9 protein-coding genes are annotated in these 20,797 nt (G+C 39.1%); 6 read left to right on the top strand and 3 right to left on the bottom strand.

Features of this window, described 5'->3' with window-relative positions:
- The first annotated feature begins 35 nt into the window (after positions 1-35).
- The 3 genes from ACTHPA_RS00955 (at position 36) to ACTHPA_RS00945 (ending at position 5,488) form a co-directional block, all read left to right on the top strand.
- Complete coding sequence (locus ACTHPA_RS00955; RefSeq protein WP_440498183.1) at positions 36-1,046, top strand: hypothetical protein; 1,011 nt, start codon at positions 36-38, stop codon at positions 1,044-1,046.
- A gap of 173 nt (positions 1,047-1,219) precedes the next feature.
- Positions 1,220-2,521, top strand: coding sequence for an S-layer homology domain-containing protein (locus ACTHPA_RS00950; protein WP_440498182.1), 1,302 nt, complete (start codon positions 1,220-1,222; stop codon positions 2,519-2,521).
- 126 nt (positions 2,522-2,647) lie between these two features.
- Positions 2,648-5,488, top strand: a complete 2,841-nt coding sequence (locus ACTHPA_RS00945; RefSeq protein ID WP_440498181.1) for a S8 family peptidase — start codon at positions 2,648-2,650, stop codon at positions 5,486-5,488.
- A gap of 123 nt (positions 5,489-5,611) precedes the next feature.
- Here the strand turns inward: ACTHPA_RS00945 and ACTHPA_RS00940 are convergent, their stop codons facing one another.
- Both ACTHPA_RS00940 and ACTHPA_RS00935 read right to left on the bottom strand, forming a co-directional pair.
- Positions 5,612-6,877, bottom strand: a complete 1,266-nt coding sequence (locus ACTHPA_RS00940; RefSeq protein WP_440498180.1) for a transglycosylase SLT domain-containing protein — start codon at positions 6,875-6,877, stop codon at positions 5,612-5,614.
- A 130-nt stretch (positions 6,878-7,007) separates the two neighbouring features.
- Complete coding sequence (locus ACTHPA_RS00935) at positions 7,008-8,513, bottom strand: S8 family serine peptidase (RefSeq protein WP_440498179.1); 1,506 nt, start codon at positions 8,511-8,513, stop codon at positions 7,008-7,010.
- Positions 8,514-9,294: 781 nt separating this feature from the next.
- On the opposite strand from ACTHPA_RS00935, the gene ACTHPA_RS00930 reads away from it, so the two are divergent.
- The 3 genes from ACTHPA_RS00930 to ACTHPA_RS00920 all read left to right on the top strand — a co-directional run bounded on the left by ACTHPA_RS00930 (position 9,295) and on the right by ACTHPA_RS00920 (position 16,909).
- A complete protein-coding gene (locus ACTHPA_RS00930) occupies positions 9,295-12,219 on the top strand; it encodes a carboxypeptidase regulatory-like domain-containing protein (protein ID WP_440498178.1) in 2,925 nt (974 codons plus the stop codon).
- 227 nt (positions 12,220-12,446) lie between these two features.
- On the top strand, positions 12,447-14,483 hold the full coding sequence (locus tag ACTHPA_RS00925; protein ID WP_440498177.1) for a hypothetical protein: 2,037 nt from the start codon (positions 12,447-12,449) through the stop codon (positions 14,481-14,483).
- A gap of 17 nt (positions 14,484-14,500) precedes the next feature.
- Positions 14,501-16,909, top strand: coding sequence for an RCC1 domain-containing protein (locus ACTHPA_RS00920; RefSeq protein ID WP_440498176.1), 2,409 nt, complete (start codon positions 14,501-14,503; stop codon positions 16,907-16,909).
- Between the two features lie 48 nt (positions 16,910-16,957).
- Here the strand turns inward: ACTHPA_RS00920 and ACTHPA_RS00915 are convergent, their stop codons facing one another.
- Complete coding sequence (locus ACTHPA_RS00915) at positions 16,958-20,794, bottom strand: immunoglobulin-like domain-containing protein (protein WP_440498175.1); 3,837 nt, start codon at positions 20,792-20,794, stop codon at positions 16,958-16,960.
- Positions 20,795-20,797: the final 3 nt, after the last annotated feature.

Genomic DNA, 20,797 nt, shown 5'->3' with positions numbered 1-20,797 from the left:
ATTTTTATGAGCAAAACATATAGGAGGCTTGTTTAATGAAACTATCATATAAAGTACTTTCAACTGCGTTTGTCGCTGCGCTGGCTACGGCGTCAATTGTCGCACCAGCACCTTCTTCAGCGGCTGAAGCTTCAGTTGATCAGATTGTTGTTAAAATGGGTGAGAAAAACTACTCTATCTCACTAATTGATTATGCAATTGCACAATACAAAGGTCCTGGTGATCAATTGTATGATTTTATAGCTGATGGTTCGGTATCAGCAATCGCATCAGAAAGTAAATACATCTCTCTTATAGACTATGCAATTGCTGTCTATCAAAATGATGGTAATACCTCTGCAGCGATTGAAGATGCTGCAGCTATTTCTAATGAAACGTTATCGACCTTCGAACTTTTTAAAGGATTTGACGAAGAAGGTAAACCAATAACTGAAGAGATAGTGGGTGACAAAGCTTTTGAAGTTCTATCAATTTCTGCAGTAACCAAATCAAGTATTACAGTAAAGTCTGATGCCCCCCCCTCTTCTACACCAACAGCAAAACAATTTAATGTAACTGTTGGTGGGGAAAAGGTTGAAGTTGCTAAAGTTTCTGAGCAGACTGACGGTTCATTGCTTCTAGAAGTTGATTTAACTGGAAAAAGAGGTACATTAGTTGTTAATGAAGTTACATTTGAAGACTATATTGTTGATTACCTTACAAAACTATCTGTATATGTCGGAAACAATCATGTTTTAACGGTTTCCAATGGATTAAGTACCTCTTTATCTGAAGTGAAGGGCATTTATGCGGAAATACTTAAACCAGCTTTAGAATTTTTCGTCTTACAAGGACTTTCTGTAGATGCTTCATTCATTACTGACGTTGAGACAGCTGTCAAGAAAGAAATTACTGAACTTACTGGAGAGACAGTTATGTCTAACGTAAGACTAGCTGATCTAGATGGTAAAACGATTTCTATTACATTAACAGGTTATGAAGCTGAAAATCCTGAAAATGTAAAAACATATGATTTTGAAATATCCTTTCAAAGTCAATTAGATTGAAATTCTATAGTAAAATTAAGTCAATTTTTTTTGGTCGATATTTAGTGTAAAAGAACTAGCCAATTAGCTGGTTCTTTTTTAGTTCAATATTTAGTTTTTTCACGGAATGTCCACCCCTGTGTTAGAATATAACTATAGATAATATTAAGCAATATGCATTATGGGGGAAGCAAATGAAAAAACAATTTTCACGCCAACAATTATTCAGAGCCACACTTGCCGCAGCTGTCGCAACAGGAACTATTGTAGCAGTAGCACCATTGGAATCCGAAGCATCTAAGTTAGCGATGTCCGACATTACGAACAATCAACATAAAGAAGCTATCAAAAATTTACTAGAAAGAGGTATCGTGAAAGGTTTTCCGGACGGAACATTCAAACCTGGCCAACAAGTGACACGAGGACAAGCAGCTAAAATCATTGCACAAATCCTTAACCTAGATACACAAAACGTAAAAGATCCAGGCCTTATGGATGTGTCCAAGGAAAGTCAATACTATGGAGCGATTGCGGTCCTTGTCAACAAAGGTATTATTTCGGGTTATGAAGACAAAACATTCAAACCAGGAAACCCTTTGACACGCGCCCAAATGGCGAAAATCCTTGCCGTTGGTTTTGGATTCAAAGAAGAACCATTTAGAGAAACACGCCTTGTAGATGTTAAATCAACAAATTGGTATGCAGGCTATGTTCAAGCACTTCTTACACATCAAATTACTAGTGGGACGTCTGCAACAACATTTTCACCCGGTGAATATGTAACGCGTGGGCAATTGGCTTCTTTTGTTATTCGTTGCGAAAAGGAAGCTCTCGGAAAGAACGAAGTACCATCACAACCAAATGAAGAATTGCCAAAGAATGAAGAGACAAAGCCGGAATTGGAACCAAATGAAAATAAGGACACGACCGGGCAACCCAATCAACCAGGTGGTAAGGATAATCAAAACGGTAGCTCACAACCAGACAAAGATGCAGGGCAAAATGGAAGTAATCCATCGGACGGAAAGACTGACCAAAATAGCGGTTCAAAACCAGGTACTCCTGGTGACAATGGATCTGCGAAGCCGAACGGGAACGAAGGGACTTCTTCTAACGAACCTTCCAAAGATAAAGATGCAAAATTAACACAGGCAGAAATTGAACAAAAATATGCGGCATTGTTAGATGATATACAAAATAGTGCAAGCAGTAGCCTTGACAGTCTCGTAGATTCTGCGATAAATGAGTATAATGAATTGAAAAGAAAAGGAGGAGAAATTAAAATTTCTTCATTATATAATTCATATTCAAGTGCTGCCAATAACCTTGAAGCCAGTACAGATGCAGCAATGAATAGTGTTTTACAATCAATGGCTGCAGATCTTATTAGCAATGGCTATTCAACTGAATCCGTAAAGAGTATCTCGGATTCTTACAATGCATCGAAAAAAAGCATTAAAGATAGCTTGCTAAGTGGGATATTAGGGAATTTGTAATTAAATAGGGTGGCATTAGGAAGACCCGCATACGTGGGTCTTTTTTATTTGTTAAATGAATCAACAGTATAGCCGCCATTACACACGTAGTCTATAATTAATGTACTACTAAAAGAGGAGAAAAAAATGAATAGACTTCTATCTTATTTCTTGCCTATTGCTCTACTGTCAATGTTATTGCATCCGGATGGGGTTTTTGCTGAGGGCCAAAAGGTGGATGATTTCGAATATATACCTGATCCTATCGAAACTGGTGACGTTATCGTTAAAGTGATTGATAGGTTTGGAAACTATGAATATGAAGCAATACCGGAAGCTGAATATACACAATTGAAAGCTCTCGAGTCGACGAATCCATATAGGATTTCACCGTTCCCTCGGATTGAGTTTGTTCAAAAAGAATATATCCGGTACGTAGATCCATTCCAGTCGAATAATCCGCCGCTTTCGTGGGGGCCGGACCGTATCGGTTCTTCCGTTCTAGCAAATTCAATATCGGGTTCAAATGAAATTATTGTAGCTGTAGTGGACTCAGGGGTCGATTATAATCATCCTTTTTTAAAAAACAGAATGGTAAGAGGTTACGACTTTGTCTCCAATGATTCTGATCCGATGGACGTCCATGGACATGGCACGCACGTATCCGGGATTGTCGTTGACTCGACATCAGATAATGTGAAAATCATGCCGATCCGCGTTTTGGATGGACAAGGGCGGGGCAGCGATTTAAATATATCTAAAGGGATTCGATATGCTGTCGATCACGGAGCGCATGTTATTAATATGAGCCTAGGTGGTCCAGGGCCATCCCCAATGATGAAAGAAGCGATTGAATATGCGGTAAATAAAGGGGTACAAGTCGTTGTAGCAGCAGGAAACAATAAGGCTGACACAAAGCATTACTATCCTGCAAGTGACGAGAAAGCAATTGTAGTTGCTGCGACGAATCAAAACGATCAACCTGCCTATTTCAGTAATTTTGGAACGAGTATTGATATAGCCGCTCCTGGTGAATCCATAAACAGCTCGATTATCGGCGGCGGTTATGGAGTACAAAGCGGGACGTCGATGGCGGCTCCATTTGTCAGTGGGGTGACTGCATTGCTTTTATCCGTAAACTCGGAGGCTAGTAAAGAGGATATCGAGGATCTCCTTTTTATGTATACGGACGATAAATGGCAGACTGGCCGTGATATTTATTACGGTGAAGGAATAATCAATATAACGAACTACGTGACGTCTACTGAACCTCTTTCTGTCATCAGTCCAAACGCTTATTCTCAACAAGCTGAAAAAGTTGAGCTAAAGGTGATTCTTGAAAACGCTGTAGGGAAGACGTTATATGTAAAAATAGGTGGACAGCAGCTTGCTCAAAGAAAGGTTACACAAAATGGCTTTCAAGCGTTGACCGTTCCATTTGATAAGATTGAAAGTGGAAACTATACAATGGAAGTAGGTATTGATAATGGACAAATTCATAAACAGATTCCTATAACAATTACGAATCATACGAATCAGTTTTCTATAAAGGATACCGGAGGAAGCTCGGATACCTCTTTTGAAATAATCATTTATGGAATAAAAGATGGCGAGGTAGTGAATGAGAACTTACATCCGACTGCTACCCCACTCTATCATTCGGGCTCAATTGGGGATACTGCAGTTATAGACGGTATGGATGTTAACGAACTGAAAGAAAAATTAGATTATATTGTAGCGGTTGCGAAGAGTGCAAATCGGGACACCCCACTATATGTACGAGAGTTAGTTACAAATGGCAACCATATGTTTGAACCGACAACCATTCAAAAGATCGCATTCGAGAATAAGTTGTCAGCTAGTAATCCAAATGCAATGTATAAAAATAATATACAGCTATCATTTAAGGGAACGCTCTTGCCTAAAACACTGTTATTTATGACCCCGAACAGTGAACAGCTTGTTATGTACGTCGAAAGAGGCAATCATTTAGTAAACTTCTTCTCGGAGGATTTCTTCTATAGTGAGTTTACAGGTAATGAGAAAGAGCTTAACTTAGCTGTTACTGAGCAAAATACCTTTGAATATAATTTCATCAGTAATTCAGATGGAGTTGGAGCGGACGGTTTCATGGCAGGTGACTATGCTTATTTACGACTTTATATGTCACTCGATCCATTCATTGAAGTTGGGGATCAGGCACTGGAACAAGGCAGCAATACATTCCGCATTAAAAAAGGGGACTATCGCGCTTTACTATCGCATTACGTAAAAGACAAAAGGGAGCTTGTCGTCTTTCGCGATATTAATGAACAAACAGCACTGAGGAATTCTGTATTCAACTACGGCGGGACAATAAAAGGCGAATTTCTTATCAATTATTTAGCAGACGGATTAAGCGGAAAAATTTTATACAAAGATGGATTTGGAAATACTCTTTACACAAATTCAGGCTACTACGATTATCTCGGCTATGCGATGGAGCAAGGCGAATTCCAGCCAGCATTTGATACGGAGGTATGGAGCCGTGTAACGTTAACGGATGAATATGGTGAGCAGTGGCAGACAACAGTCCAGGGAGATAATGACTTTACATTTTCTCCAGCTGTTCCCGATGGAAAGTATACATTGAGCTTTAATTATGAAAATGATATTTATCCTGTTCAAAATGCAGTAGCTACAGTCTTGGTCGAGAATCGACAATTTGTCAAAGACGATTACTTCCACTTCGAATCAAAGATTGACATCCCTGTCGATAAAGTCTGGACTGTCACAGTTAATCGGGAATTTAAACCTGAAGAGGTTGTCAAAGCTGTCGTCAAAAAAGGAACGACCGTCCATGATACTTGGATAGAACAGAAGAATGAAGCTAAGCAATTGTTAATTCACCCGCTCACTCCTTATGAGTATGGGGAGCACTACGTAATTGAAATTCAGCTTTACAATGGAAAGAAATATAGAATGCGTTTTAATACTGTAACAAAATAGTTTTAATCACATTACTGTGTCAATGCTATTTGTTGTATCTGCTCCATAGGAAACCAACCATATGAAAGCCCATCGCTCGGAAACCCGAGCGATGGGCTTTTTAGCACTGGTGCCTTGGAACGATTAATCTTTAATCGTAAATTTCATTTTAATCGGCTGCTTCAATTCTTGTCCATTCCTTGATCTCACTGATTTATTAATGTATAGAAAATAGGTTTCTCCATTTAAATATCCACCTTCAGGAGCTTCTACTTTCAAGGATTTTTGATCGGCAAGAAGTGATACCTTTAGTGAATCTATTTTTTGCAAATCATACTGTACATAAATATTCGTATCGTTAACAGTCGTTTCATCAAGTTCATGCGTGAAGTGAATTGTCCAATTATGATGAGGATCGATATTCGTTTTTTCCTCCCAATTGTTATAATGTAACCCCTCATCTAACTTTGTTAGGTAAGCTGATGAAATATAATAATCATTTACTTTTCCATCGGTTGTTTTCACCGGATACCATACGAACTGGTTTACGCTATTTGTATTTAGATCATATGTAAAATCTCCTGTGATAATGAGTACCGTATCTTTTGGAAGCATTATACCTGGTTTAGCAGTACTGGGCTCCGGCCGGATATTCACATTAGTCGTCACCATAACTTTGTCTCCACGTTTCAAAGAATACGCTGAAAGATGGGGAGTATCTGGCAAAATATACGACTTCTTTAAGAAATCTATATTTTTATTGCTGTTTGGATCGTATTGAAAATCATCTGGGCTAAATGGAAACTGGGCCAGCTTAATGCTGCTTAGAAAGCTGGATTTTTCAATCAGAGCGAAAACTTTTTCCTGATAAGCATCTATATTTCTTGCACCGGTTAGTTGAATGATTGGACTGTTGACAGGTTTAGTGCCATTGTAAGCCATTACAGGAAAGTACCAATTTTCAATGACTTGTCTACCGGCGCCTTTTATGCTCGGAAGATCTGTTGCTGTGCGGTCATACATGTCGTTCAATATTTGAATGCCGGCGTTGATATTGTAGTATATATCGTTTTTCAACCTTTCTTGATTGAAGGATGGCTGATTGGTAATTTGCATTAAACCAATGCCGTTGTCTGCGGAGATAATTGGTTCACCGTTCTCGGTGAAGTGTTTCCAGCCACCGCTTTCTTTTGCCGCCACCGCTTTCACAACTTCAGGAGGAATTTCCGCATCCAAAGCCGCGTTTGTAAGTAAGCAGTTCATATGTTGATACGAGGGATTTGTATTAGGTTCTATATCCCCATATTTTTCACACTTTGCTGTCCATGTGAACTCCGCATGTGCTTGTCCAGAAAATAAACCGATTACCAAACAAGTGAACACAACAACCCTAAACAAGTGTAGTTTCAATTCTATCAAACTCCCATCGCTTTATTAAACAACTTTGATTATCATACTACTATATTGGTACAAGCGTTGCTAGGAGCTCAGTAATCCAGGAAAAACTATGAAAGTCATATAGTCCCTAGAAATATATTTGTTACTGAACAGTAAATTGAAGTTTGTAGTTTGAATTCAAAAAATCACCAGCCTCATTAGTGATTTTATTTGATAGTACTAAATAGTAATCGCCATATTCCCATGTAGTGCGTGGCTCAACTGTTAGTTTACTATTGTCAGTTAAGTTTAAAGAAACGCTATAAGTTTCGTTTGGAACAATATTGAAGTTTTTATTAAAAATAATAATAGACTCTTCAAAGTTATTATTGCTAGAAAGTGTATCGTTAAATGTAACCGTGAATACTTTATCATTTCCTACAATCATTTTCTTGAACTCGACAGGATTCGTTATAGAGAGTCGTCCAAATATGGTTTTATATCCTAAATGACTACTAACTTGGTTTGCTGCCATTTCCAGATTAATTAATCCCTCTCCGTAATATACATCTTTACCTGCATCGCCGAGATCGACGGTGGATAATTTTAGAAGTTCTTCTCGTTCGGCACTGGTGCTATGTGGAAGAAGTGCTTTAATCATTGCGAGAGAACTAGCAACCATTGGCGCAGAAAAGGAAGTACCGGAGACTGTAGTATAAAGATTATTCAAATCAATTGTAGTAATCATATGGCCAGGTGCTACAAAATCTACTCCTTTATTATATGTTGAAAAGTTAGCAATTTCGTTCTGCTCATTAATCGCTCCCACAGAAATTACATTCAAATAATTCGCAGGATAAATTGGTTCATTCGTACCCAGCGCCGTGTTTCCAGAAGATGCAACGACATTTATATTTGCTTTTACGGCTTTTTGGATGGACATATTTTCTAACATCGAATAACCTGTTCCTCCAAAGCTTAAATTCAATACATCTGCACCATTTTCAATTGCATAGTCAATTGCCCTAATCGAATCATATACGGTGATTGACCCACTGAAGTTTGAAGCTTTGATAGGTAACAGCTTTACATCAAATGGACCAGTTACCCCATCAATCCCAATATTATTATTGTAAGTTGCTCCAATAATGCCGGCAATCATAGTCCCGTGTCCATTGTTATCAGAAACGTCGTTATTATAGTTGATAACATTAAAGCTTGGCAAAATAATTTGTTCCGACAAATCTTCATGTCTTTTTGTTATGCCAGAATCTATAATGGCAATCGTTGGCGTATATACTTGTAGCTTAGATAAAGGCCAGAAAGTCGCGGCTTGTAAGTTTTCAAGCCACCAATGTGAATTGCTTTCCTTATATGGATCGATATCATCTGAATCAAAATAACGATAATAATTATATTCAACGTAAATATTATCCTTTGTTAGCTGTTCCTTTATATTCTCAATATCCACTGATGGTGGAAATGTTAATAATTCCACATTAGTCGTTAAAGTTTCGGTAGTATAGTACGAACTAATATTGAGATTTGAGGCAGTTTCGTCAGTAAAGACTAGTAATTGGTTGGGTGTATAATTTAAATTTTTTTCTGCACTGATTGTATTAAAGGGAATTATTAATAACAATAAACTTATCATTAATATTTTTTTCAATAGCATCCTCTTCTTTCAAAATAGTAATGAAATGACAAAAAGTATACAGAGAAGTAGGATGAAAAAAGGGATCGTTCTACTCTTCATCCTTTTGATGTCAATATTCTCTTTAGGTGAAAAATGTTTAACACGGTCATGAAATAAGGGTTTTGGATCAATATTGCAATGTATTAAGTTCTCTAGAAATTGATAGAATTCCTCGGGTGATTGCAAAAAAACTGAATCAATATAAATATGTGGGGCTTTCATTTTTAGTAAATAGCCAATTTGATAAGCATCTTTTGCAAAAGCTGTATAAGGGATGTCGATTTTTTGACCTTCTTTTGTATAAAGTACGAATGATAAATGTCTCCTTGTTTTACTAGTCTCAGACTTATAAGGAGCACCAACCTTTATTACGAATGCATCTAAATCTTTATAAAAATAATGTTCTGATTGTAGTCTTTTGAGGGTAACTTTATTATCTTCAAAAGAGATAGACCTTAAATTCCCTTTTACGATTAACTGAACAAAAAAGAAATAAATAATCAAAAAAAGAAATATTTTAGATAATAAATCAATCTCTATTAGTTCTCCTAATAGAATTATCATTATAATGGGGCTTATTAATGATAGTAAGACCAGGTGTAATATTTTATCCTTACTGTAAAATAGAGTATTCGTAATAATCCTCTCCTCCTATTAATTTTCCGGAAATAACCACACAAATGAAACTTTTCGTTCAAAACCGACTGTTCAAAAGCTATTCTTTATTATACTATATACCTAGGGGGGGGTAAAATTGGGAAAAAAGATTTTTATCAAATTAGGTGCATTCTTTTTATTCATCACTTTATTCTTGTTTTTAGCTCCATCATTTAGCCAAGCTACTGCGAATGATTGGAAAGAACATCCAGAACAACAAAATGTCTCACTGAATAAGCAATGGACCATTAAGTTCAGAGACAACGTTGATATTTCTTCAATAAAAGAAAGCAGTGTTTACGTTGAGGATAAAAATGGGAACAAGGTGCAAACAGAAGTTTACAGAGTGAACAATGGCGATACACTTATCGTAAATGCGCCTAAGGAAGGGTATGCTCCTAGTGAAAAATATACATTGTATATAAGTGAAGATGTATATTCGGCAAACCAAGTAATGTTAAAACAAAAAACAAAAATGGATTTCTATACTTCTACATCTACTGAAAACAGCGATGAGTTTATAATAAGGCAAGAGAGTAATAATGATGTAGTTTATACAGAAGGTACCGTGGTTATAGATACTCAAGCCTTAGACTCACTAGTACCTACTCCATATGAAGAAAATGAATTTACATTTGTAAATCCATCTTCGAACTTATTAAACATTGGAGTTAATCAAGTTATTATCCTGCCTGCAACAGTAGAATATCCAAACGGCTGGGCGAAAAAAGTAGTGAATATCTCCAGAAATAACAATCAAATTACTATTTCGACAGTCGAGCCTTCTATTGAGGAAGTCTTAGTCGATGTAGATTTTTCTCAAACAATTGATATTACTCAAGAAGATTTAGTTTTAGATCAATCTGTTCATCAAAATATTTTAGGTATGTCAACAACAACGGATGGCAGAGAAATTTATTCACTTCGAAACTTACAAAGCAATACTATAGGTACAATTGAATTTGGTGGTGGTTCGAATCCATACATTTCATTTAGCGATGTTGAAATTTCGATGCCCGATTCAGATAAGACAGTCATAATAGGTGGTAAAATTCAATTAACGGCGCCTAAAATTCATTATGATACAAAATGGTTATCAGTTAATCGTTTAGAATTAACAAGCGGAATTGCGACTAATTTAACAGCTAAATTCCAAACTTCATCTCAGGATTTTATCGATAAAAAAATTCCGTTAGGTCCTTCTATTCCAGTAACAGCGGGTGGTAAAATTGCGGGAGCAAGTGTACAATTCTTCCTTGCTGTCAGTGCTTCCGGTGAAGTATACCTTGAATATGAAGTTTCTAACAGTGCACATTATAATGTCGGTGTTAAAAAAACGGACGGTAAATGGAGCGCTTTCAATAAATCGGTACTTCAAGCTTCATCTAACCTGAGTGCGTTAACAGGTTCTTTAGAAGGCTCAATCGGACCTGGTATTAATCTTGATGCAGAAGTTCTACAATTTACACTAGGCGGTATTGATGTAATTGCTGCTTACAAAATTGGCTTAGAGGGGGAAGTTTCTGCAACGAAGTTCTGTTATCGAATCAGCCATGATATCTCATTGTGGGGAGAAGCCCGAATAGGTGATGAAGACGATGGTTTGTGGAATGTTAATCTTCCATTACTCACAAAAAATCTTGGGTTAGTTTCCAAGTGTGGTTTAAAAGATTTATTAATCAACTCAATTACAGTAGAAGCAGGTCAAGAAAAAACGTTAGCGGTTAAAGGTATCGATCACGGTCAACGTATTAAAACAATTGAATTACCAAGCGACAATATTACATTCGAATCAGAAGATCCAAGCATTGCAGATGTTACTATTTTTGGTAAAGTGATTGCAAAGTCAACGGCAAATGGGAATGATACTACTTACATTAAAGTAACTTATGATAATGGTGAGGATGAAGTCATCACAAAACGTGTAAAAGTAGTTGTAACTGCAGATGAAGATGGAATTCCAACAGCGCTTAAAGGTAAAGTGTTAGAAAGTAAAACTTCAACACCTTTAAATAATGTAAAAATTATTGTCACCGATGAGAATGGTAATTATGTAGCCGACACCTTTACTTCAGCTGAAGGTGACTACAATTTAAGCTTAACACCAGGACAATATAAATTAGCTTTCGTTAAGGATAATTTTAAAAGATTAGTTGTAAATGTTGAAGTTCATGAAGGTTCTGATCAACAAACCATTTCTATTAACACAGTGTACTTAACAGGCTCAAATGAGTTGGACGTAGGTACTGTATCTGGTGTAATTATTGATTCGGTTGACGGCAGCAAAATCGCCGATGCGGATATTTTCTTTAGGGAAGGCAGCAACGATATAGTAGGAGAAATTAGCTTTTCAACTTCAACGGATGCAAATGGCGAATACTTTGCAACATTACCAGCAGGCACTTACACAGCACAAGTATTCAAAGAAGGCTATGTATCTGGACAATTTACAGTAGTGGTTGTTGAGCGTGAAGATAAAACTAATCAAAACTACACAATTAGTAAATTATTAAATGCTTCAGAAATTCGTGTCATACTCACATGGGATCAGTATCCTCGAGACCTAGACTTACATTTATGGGGTCCAGGTAGCAATGACGAAACGTTCCATCTTTATTGGAATAAAATAAATAATGATAGCTTTATTCGGGAAAACGGCGCTTCATTAGACCGAGACGATAGAAGTAGCTATGGCCCAGAAACAATTACAATTAGCGAAATTAAAGATGGAATTTATACGTTCCAAATTCATGATTATTCAAATATGGACTATGGAAATAGTAAAGCCCTATCATTGTCCGGTGCAAAAGTAGCTGTATACTTTGGTGATTCAACAGTACCGGTTCGCGAGTTTTCCGTACCTTATGACGTGCAAGGTACTTATTGGAAAGTGTTTAATCTGATTGGTTTAACAGGTGAAATCATCCCCGTTAACGAAATCACAAATTCACCAGGCTTTTTAAACGAAGTAAAGCATGATAGTTTAAATGAAGTAGAAATAGGCTTCTCAATGCACAGGTAGTTTACCCTTCAAAAATAGACCGTAGACAATCCGCCAAAATCGGAATTTGTCTACGGTCTTTTTATTGATGAAGTTCATAAGTTATAGCTTAATAATCACATAATCCTACCGATAAAATAAAGAGGTACATTACAAAATTCATAAGTAAATAAAGAATCTAGTATACAGGAAGGATGGGAAGTCATGCAGATCGACTCGACTACAAAGAATAATGGAGGTACACAAACGTGAAGAAAAAGAATAGATTGAACATCTTTTCAGTTTTCGCAGTGATTGTTGCGATCGGACTCGTGACATTCGTTTTTAATGCAAAAGCAGCACTGACTTCCGATAGAAAGCCATATGAATATGACTTTAAGGAAAGCGCATCCGTCTACAATAGTTTTACAGGTGCGAAAGAATTAGAGATTACATTCGACAAAAACATTGCGGACGGCGATTTAACAACTCAATACGCTGGGAAAATAGACGTTTTCCAATTGGTCGATGGGGCTCCACAATCCTTGCCGATTATTAGAACAGCAGTCGCATCTGGCAATAAATTAACGATTACTTTTAAAAACCTTGAATACGTCGATTACTCCAAAGGGATGCAATTTAAAGTAGTCATCTCAAGAGGGGCACTCTATTTTGACCAACTAACGGATTATGAATTCCCATTTGAGTTTCATGACCTGCTTCCAGGCTTCAAATCGGTATTTGCTACGCCTGGAAAAACAGAGCTGATTAACACAAATATTTTCAAAAACAATGCACCACGCGATGTCATCCTGTACTTGCCGAAACTACATATTAATAAAATTGAAACGATCCACCGTCGTAATGGCGTGACAGAGGAAGAAACAAACAACCCTGCATTGACAAATATTGACGTTTTGACGGATCCTGCAGCAACAAGGTTAAAGGTAAAGTTTGATGGTTCCTCTCAACACGATCGTGACTTAGATCGCCGAACTGATTTGCAAGGATTTTCTATGGGACAAGCTGGGATTGATGCAATGATCTGTACGGACAGCAAAGAAGGAAAAGTGTGTAATTCTGCCGGTAGGGAATTTGCATTATCTGCATTTGATCAATTTGGCAGAAAGCTGACAGAGCGCTCTTTCAAAGTGAAAGTGAAGCCGACAGCAGAAGGAAGCACCCCTTCGAAAAATGAGTTTACAATGAATGACTATATCAAAACACCGGATAAAGCTTTTGGGCAACAAAAAACTCTCTATGATGTAATGTCAGACGCAAAGCTGTCAAAATCCGTTTTTGAACAGCTGCCGGTTAGTGAGTATAACAAGATTGGGGTCATCTATTCATTAGGAGATACAATCTCCGTCTACAATGAGGAACAGTTGATCATGGCACTCGAACATCCTGGCTTTAAGACAATTAAAATTGAAGGCAGCATGGATCTGAATGGATTGCCAAACGACACACTTACAATCGATCGAAGCATCACCCTGGAAGGTAAGGGACAAGTCGCTAATACATTCATCGGCAATGTCGTTCTAGGGAAAGGACAAGACATTGAAGTACGCCTTCGCAATATGAAAATCGACGGGAACTTGACGGTGGATGTCGGTGACAACGGAACGGCCATTTTGGAAGATACGACGGTTACTGGCACGACAACAATAACAAGTGGCGGCTCCAATTCAATCTATCTGTATGGCTTTACTTCTCCATATGGACTAGCTCTTGAAAACCGTAACCCTGTCCGAATCGTGAACTCGGATACAGTGAAAAAACTCGATGTTCAGCTCAGTGGAACTGGCGAAGTGACATTGGAAGGTGAATATCGTGAAGTCACATTATTCCAAGGAGCACACTTGAACTTTAAAGGAACAACCAAAATTGGTGTATTAAAAACCGCTCCGGGTGTCGCAGCAACAGATATCATATTTACAGGTTCAGGTGGGTCAGTTGAAATCAATGAAACCGGAAAGGAATTGCCTTCAAGCGCACCTGGGGAAATGGAAGTTGTCGAATTGTTATACCCAAGTGCATTGATTAGCAATGCTAGCGACTGGAGTACTCTAGGCGTTCAACTTTACTTTGACACACTGATGGATAGTGCTACGGTTTCTTCCATCACAAATTGGCAGCTAGTAGGAAATGAATTTGCGTCTGAAATCAATGTACGGATTGACACCATCGGCAATCTATTCATTGAAGGATTGCCGCTAGAAGAAGCGACAAAGAATATTGTCATCGAGGGCTCAGTGGCTAACAAAACATACAGAATCACTATGCCGATCACGGTTGAGAATTGATATAGGGGGCAATCCGATTGTTGAATCGATTGAAAGAAAAATACATTGTCATCACGATGATACTGATCCTCCCCTTGCTTTTGCCTTTTGCGCAGCAAGTAGATGCTTATGGGATTATCAATCACGAAAATGTCGTGGATGCAGGAAAGAATCATTTTATCGTTTTGAAGGAAGATGGCAGCGTATGGAGCTGGGGCAATCATACGTATGGCCAATTAGGTGCAAAAGTAAGTGAGGACTCTGTTAACCCGTTACCTGTACAGAAATCAGACGGGAATCGATTGTCGAATATCGTTGCAATTGCAGCTGGAGGAAATCACTCTGTCGCCCTAGATGCATCGGGTAAAGTTTGGACATGGGGAAGCAACTCCTTTGGGCAGTTGGGTCATAGTCCAGCAAATATAAAGAACGCTGCCCCGACTATCGTCATGGATTTGCCTAAAATTGTTGCAATTGCCGCAGGGGATAATCATACATTGGCGGTAGATGAAAGCGGAGTTGTCTGGTCATGGGGCAGGAATGCTTACGGTCAGCTTGGCTATTCAACTAGTGCAATGTCTTCGATTACTCCGAAAGCCATTGCAAATTCGAATGGTTTTTCGGATATCGTAGCAATTGAGGCGGGGGCAGAGCATTCGGTTGCCTTGAAACGGGACGGTACTGTTTTTGCATGGGGTCGCAATACAGTTGGTCAACTAGGAAATGGAGAAACAACTGATGTCAATACGACTCCAATGAAAGTTTCCGGATTGGTCGACATTGCGGAAATTGCCGCAGGCGATAATCATACGCTTGCTTTAAAGCAGGACCGTACGACAGTGTGGGCATGGGGCTCCAACTCTTATGGCCAACTTGGAGACGGAGGACGCGAAACGAAACTTCGACCGATCCAAGTGCAAGGTATCCAAAACGTGACAGCAATCACGGCAGGTGATAACCATACCATCGTCATCAAAGAGGATGGCACTGTCTGGACATGGGGCAGAAACACGTCTGGTTCAGGATCCTATCGGACAACTCCTATCCAAATAAACGGCCTGAATAATGCAGTAGCGATCGGTGGAGGGGGAGAAGCAGACAGCTTCACCCTCGCGGTAGCGGCGGATGGCTCCGTATGGAAATGGAATAAAGCATCATCTGACAGTACGACAAAGCTACCGATCTTCCAGAAAGTATCCGGTATTGATGATGTCATGAAATTGGACGAATTTCCATTCGTCCAAGGCAATCAAGTGTTGTTCCGCTATATCGGGAATTCGGGAACTGGAGATGTCAAAGTAAATGGCAGTTTCAACGACAATATTGACCTTCCGATGATCAATAAAGGCGGGAATGTATGGGAGCTTCAAGTTGAGCTACAGCCGGGCGAATTCCTTTATGGATTCAAAGTAAATGGAACTTGGACAGTCGATCCGTTGAACCGGGACAAGATGATTGATGATTTCGGAAGAACGTTCAGCGTGCTAAAGGTGGACCCGTATGCATCAGTAGGGCCAATCATTGATAATAAAGAAGTGACCTTCACGTATAGCAGCTTCGATGCGATCAATTGGTTAGAATTAGACGCGAAAACGGCATCCGTTTCAGTAGCAGGGAACTTCGGTGAAAATTATCATTGGATTGAAATACCGTTAATCAAACAAAAGAATAATATTTGGAAACTGACTAGAACTCTTGCACCGGGCGATTACTATTATTCCTTCTTTGTAAGAGATTCTCTTACAGGAGCTGTTCCTGAGAAACGAAATGATCCGTTGAATAGCGGACTTCAAACAGATTCACTTACCGGTATATCGCGAAATACATTTACTGTCTCAGAAGAAGTTCTAACTAAAATTCCAGTGTCGGGCATCAGTTTGAACAAAGGTCCTGATCTTGACTTGATGGTAGGGGAACAAGAAACTGTTGCTGCATACATTAGCCCTGCAAATGCGACGAATAAAAACGTAAATTGGGTGTCAAGCAAACCTTCTATTGTAAGTGTGGAAGCAGGCAAATTGACAGCTCACTCCAAAGGGACAGCAGTCATTACGGCATCCGCAGTCGATGGAGGAAAAATGGCCACCTTGACTGTCACTGTTCATCAACAGCCTAACGCAGTTTCATTCCCCCGTGTCGGATTTAAAGAATTTAAAGCAAAAACGGGGGTGGCACCGACGAAGACATGGTATGTAAAGTTTGGCAAAGAGCCGGAAATGAGTTCTATCAATGAAAAAAATGTTTATATTCTAGATGAAGCAGGCAACAAGTTCCCGATCGGTTATCAGTTAGGTGCTAACAGTACGCTTGAAATCCATCCGCTTAGTTCATACACATATAAACGCGGGGCAACGTATTACTTGTTCATCGAACCGACAGTGAAAGCGAAGTATACGAATGAGAACATAAAAGAACCTGTACAAATGAAATTCCAAATCGAACTATAACAAAACAGCCTTTCAATTGGGACATCCAACTGAAAGGCTGTTTATTATTTATCTTACTGAGAATATGAGCTTCGTCGGTTGCTTCAGGAACTCTCTCTTTTTCGTATCGCCTTTTAACTCCTTATCAACCCATAAGGTGTATTGCTTACCCGATTGATACAGTTTGTCTGGCACGACAAAAACGGATTTGCCATCTTCGCTTCGGGAAAGTGAAATCTTGACTTGTTTGCCGGTAGCATCATCTGTCAGTCGGATTGAGTTCGAGTGAAGGGTTTTCGGGTCCACTTTCGCATTGAAAGTAATCTCCCAGATCTTATGGCGCTCCACTTTCTGAATCTCTTTCTTCCAAAGGGTTGCAGGCTCCTGTTCAATTCCTCGAACTAGACTAACCATCTGGTCTTGAACTACGAATGTATACAACTCCTTCGAATCTGTTGTCACCGGAACATTTTCATATTCGCTCCACTCAGATAGTCCAGACAATGCCCCATCAAGTACATAACCACCGGAGGAACTATCGACATTGCTGCTTTGGTCAAAGCGTACGTTCCGGCTGCTAGTAGTATAATAGACAGTTCCAGTGGACATATCAGGTTGAATACTATAAGCAACAGTGCCATTTTGATATACTTCCGAGAAATATGGGCTGTTCAATGATTTCACTAATGCATATGTTCCAGGTTCTGAAATCATGCCAATCATATTATCTTCGCCGTATCTTGTTGGTTGAATAAAAGCGTAAAGTTTTCCGTTAATCCGGCTAATCTTTGCAAAGCTCATCAATTCGACTGCTGGCAATTCGATTTCAATCGGTTGCATAAAGCGTTCCTTTTCCCCGCCCCAGCCGATTTCAATCGCGTATGGCATTTTCTTCGACCATTCGGGATCGTTGAATTTTGATAAAGAGCTAGGATCGACTTTTCGAATAGTAAGGTTTGTCGTCGGGCTTTCCTTCATATTGATGGAGGAAATATGAATAATTTCATCATCCGCCATATAACTGATCCCTTTTTCAACAGCAATCGACTTTTCTGCTGAAGTTAAAATAATTTGTTGGGATTCGCCTGTCAGATGAATATTTTTAATTTGGGTTCCTTTCCAAAATGAAGATCCGTTTCTCGCAACAACAACTTTTACCGTATACGTTTTTGCTTTCTCACTTCCAGTTATAGAAAGCGAATAACGGATAGGGTCAGTGAAATCTTGTGCGCTCACACCGCTAATTTGCTCCTTGTCATCGACTGTAAAGATGGCATTCGAATTTTCGTCCTTCTCAATCTCAAATGAAGCTTGTAAATCGGTAACATCTGTACCTGTAGGAACAGTTACAAGGACTTCGCCAGTAGATTGATTAATGACTCCAAAAGTATTCAAGGACGGGAAACCGAAATTTTTTAGTAAAGCAATTTCTGCCGCATCCCCATAAAGACTGACATTCACAGGGTTGGAAGGTGCGCTTTCGATGCCATTAACAGTTTGTGTCACATAGTAAGCTAAGCCAGCACGCACATCTGTAAATTCTACCGCAGTTTCGTCAGCGGCTTTTTTCGATGCCATTAATTGATCATAAGCGTTGTACAAGTTGACGACAGTAGATGGATGCTTAAAGATTCCTACTTCAGTGTCGGATCCAATCGTTATCGTATTTGTACCGACCTTGCTCATCGGTTGCAAAGGTTTTGGCGGTGAGACGGTAACTGTCCGAATCTTATCATCGGCTGCTGAATTACGGTTTTGTGCTTTTACACTATACGTAATTGTATACGTACCTGGTGAAGGGAATGCGTTTATGCAATCGGGATCAGTGCATATATCCGGATCGATAGTCCGTTCGATTTTCCCTGTCAAATCCCCTTCCAAGTAATCCGATGCAGTCGCGCCTGGATCTTTGAATAAATATAGATCCAAAGTTTTTTCGTATTGATAATAAGGAAGTTGTTCCTCATTCCATACAAATGACAATTTGTCAGGACCTTCTAATGTGATGTGTGGGCGATCGGTATCAATGACTTCTACGATATTTGACGGTCCACTTTCGAACGTATTGACCGTTTGTGTCACGTAGTAGGTACCTGGCTTGACGTTTTTAAAAGTAAACGTCGTTTCGAGAGGTGTCACAAAGGCGGATTCTATTTCCTTTGTATTCTCGGTAACACCAGCAGTAGACAGTTCATACAAAGTCACTTTTGTCCGATTGTTCGCAGTTCCGGGAAAAATGTTTTTCACGCCCACTTCTCCCATATCAGCTGTACTTCCGATTGCGGTCACACTTTTTGGTGACACGATGACCGTACGCTTGTACAATTCTTTTACGACATCCGGATCATTTTCCGTCCAAGCGAAGTTGCCTGCTTGATCTCGTGTATTATAACTAACAACATACAGTCCCGGCTTTGATGTATCGATCACATCTCCGCCGATTAAGATGGGCAAATCTCCAGATGTGTCTACATTATCCGTCGCAGTCGCACCCTCTTCTTTGTATGTGTCACCAACGACTAATTTAATTGTTTTCTCTCCGTTTACCTTCAAACGTGGTGGAGTCGTATCTTTTACTTCATATCGAAGGGAAGGCTTACTCTTCACGTTATTTAATTCTTGGATGACATAATAATTCCGTCCGACGGGCACACCTGAAATCGTATAGATGGCTTCATTCGAATCTGTGATTGTTTTAATTAGAGTATCAGGTTCTTGATAAAGATATAGAGTCGCTTTAGGTATGGCGTTCTTTACAATGATATCTCCTGTTGATCGTTGATTTGGCACAGGAGAGTTTTCTGGTGTCGTATGCACAGCCTGCATTTCAATGACGTTTGGCAGAACAGTGACAATCCGCTCTGCTGTTGATGTATTGCCTTTAGAATCAGTTGCGGTATACGTGATGATATATACACCGGGTGGATTATAATGCTTTCCATCTGCACCCACTTCAGCCGGAATCGTCGTTGCTGCACAAGTGAGATTCTGATCCTCATTATCAGTTACAATACAGCCGGGTTCTACATACAAATTTGGATACGTCACTTCATGATTCGTAGAACCGACGAGCGTAATTGCTGGGGCTTCCTGATCAGCAATTTCAATTACTTCGTCTTGATAATCACTTTCGAGTCCGTTTTCAACTTGCTTAATATAATATTTGCCGGAACTCAATCCTGTAAAAATGTATCGATTCAGATCGGTTACTTTTCCTTCTTTCACTAATGTCGTTCCTTTATATAGAAGTAACGTATTCCCGGCTTTCGTTCCGGTCACTTCCAACTCTCCATCCGTGTTGAAAGGGCCACTATGTTTCAAAACCTTCACAGTCACCTTATTCGGATAGATTGCAAGGCTTTCAGAGAATGCGCTTTCTGCCCCTCTGACAGATTGTTTCAATTGATACCCTTTTGCTACAGGAAGGTCATGGAATACTGCCTGACCAGAATTATTGATTTCTACAGATTGCGGGAATTGCTTCACTGTAGGATTGTAGAGTGTTACTGTAGCACCGACAATCCCTTTTTTAACAGTAATAGAGTTGATGCCTTTAATCGTTTCAATATCTACTGGTGCAGGTGGTAGAATTGTATAATCGGCAGATGTCTTTGCTTCGCCATCTTTTTCAGCTTTTACAAAGTATACTCCTGGTGTCAAATCTGTAAATTCAAAACGTTGATTTGCACTGTCGCTCGTTTTCCTGCTTCCTACTTGTTCACCGTTATCCCGATAATGAAGGGATATATCCAAATTTGCTTCATTGACCGTGACGGCTATAGTTCCATTTGTGGAATCAAGTGAAATGCTGCCAGGGAAGCTTTCGGCTGCCATTATGATAGGGGATGGTTGTATCGTGAACAAAGTTAAAAATAGAATCATCAATATATGAATCGTCTTTTTCATTAG

Source organism: Sporosarcina sp. SAFN-015, from assembly GCF_051966875.1.
In the GTDB taxonomy this organism is placed as follows: domain Bacteria; phylum Bacillota; class Bacilli; order Bacillales_A; family Planococcaceae; genus Sporosarcina.
This window is presented reverse-complemented; position numbering and strand designations above follow the sequence as displayed.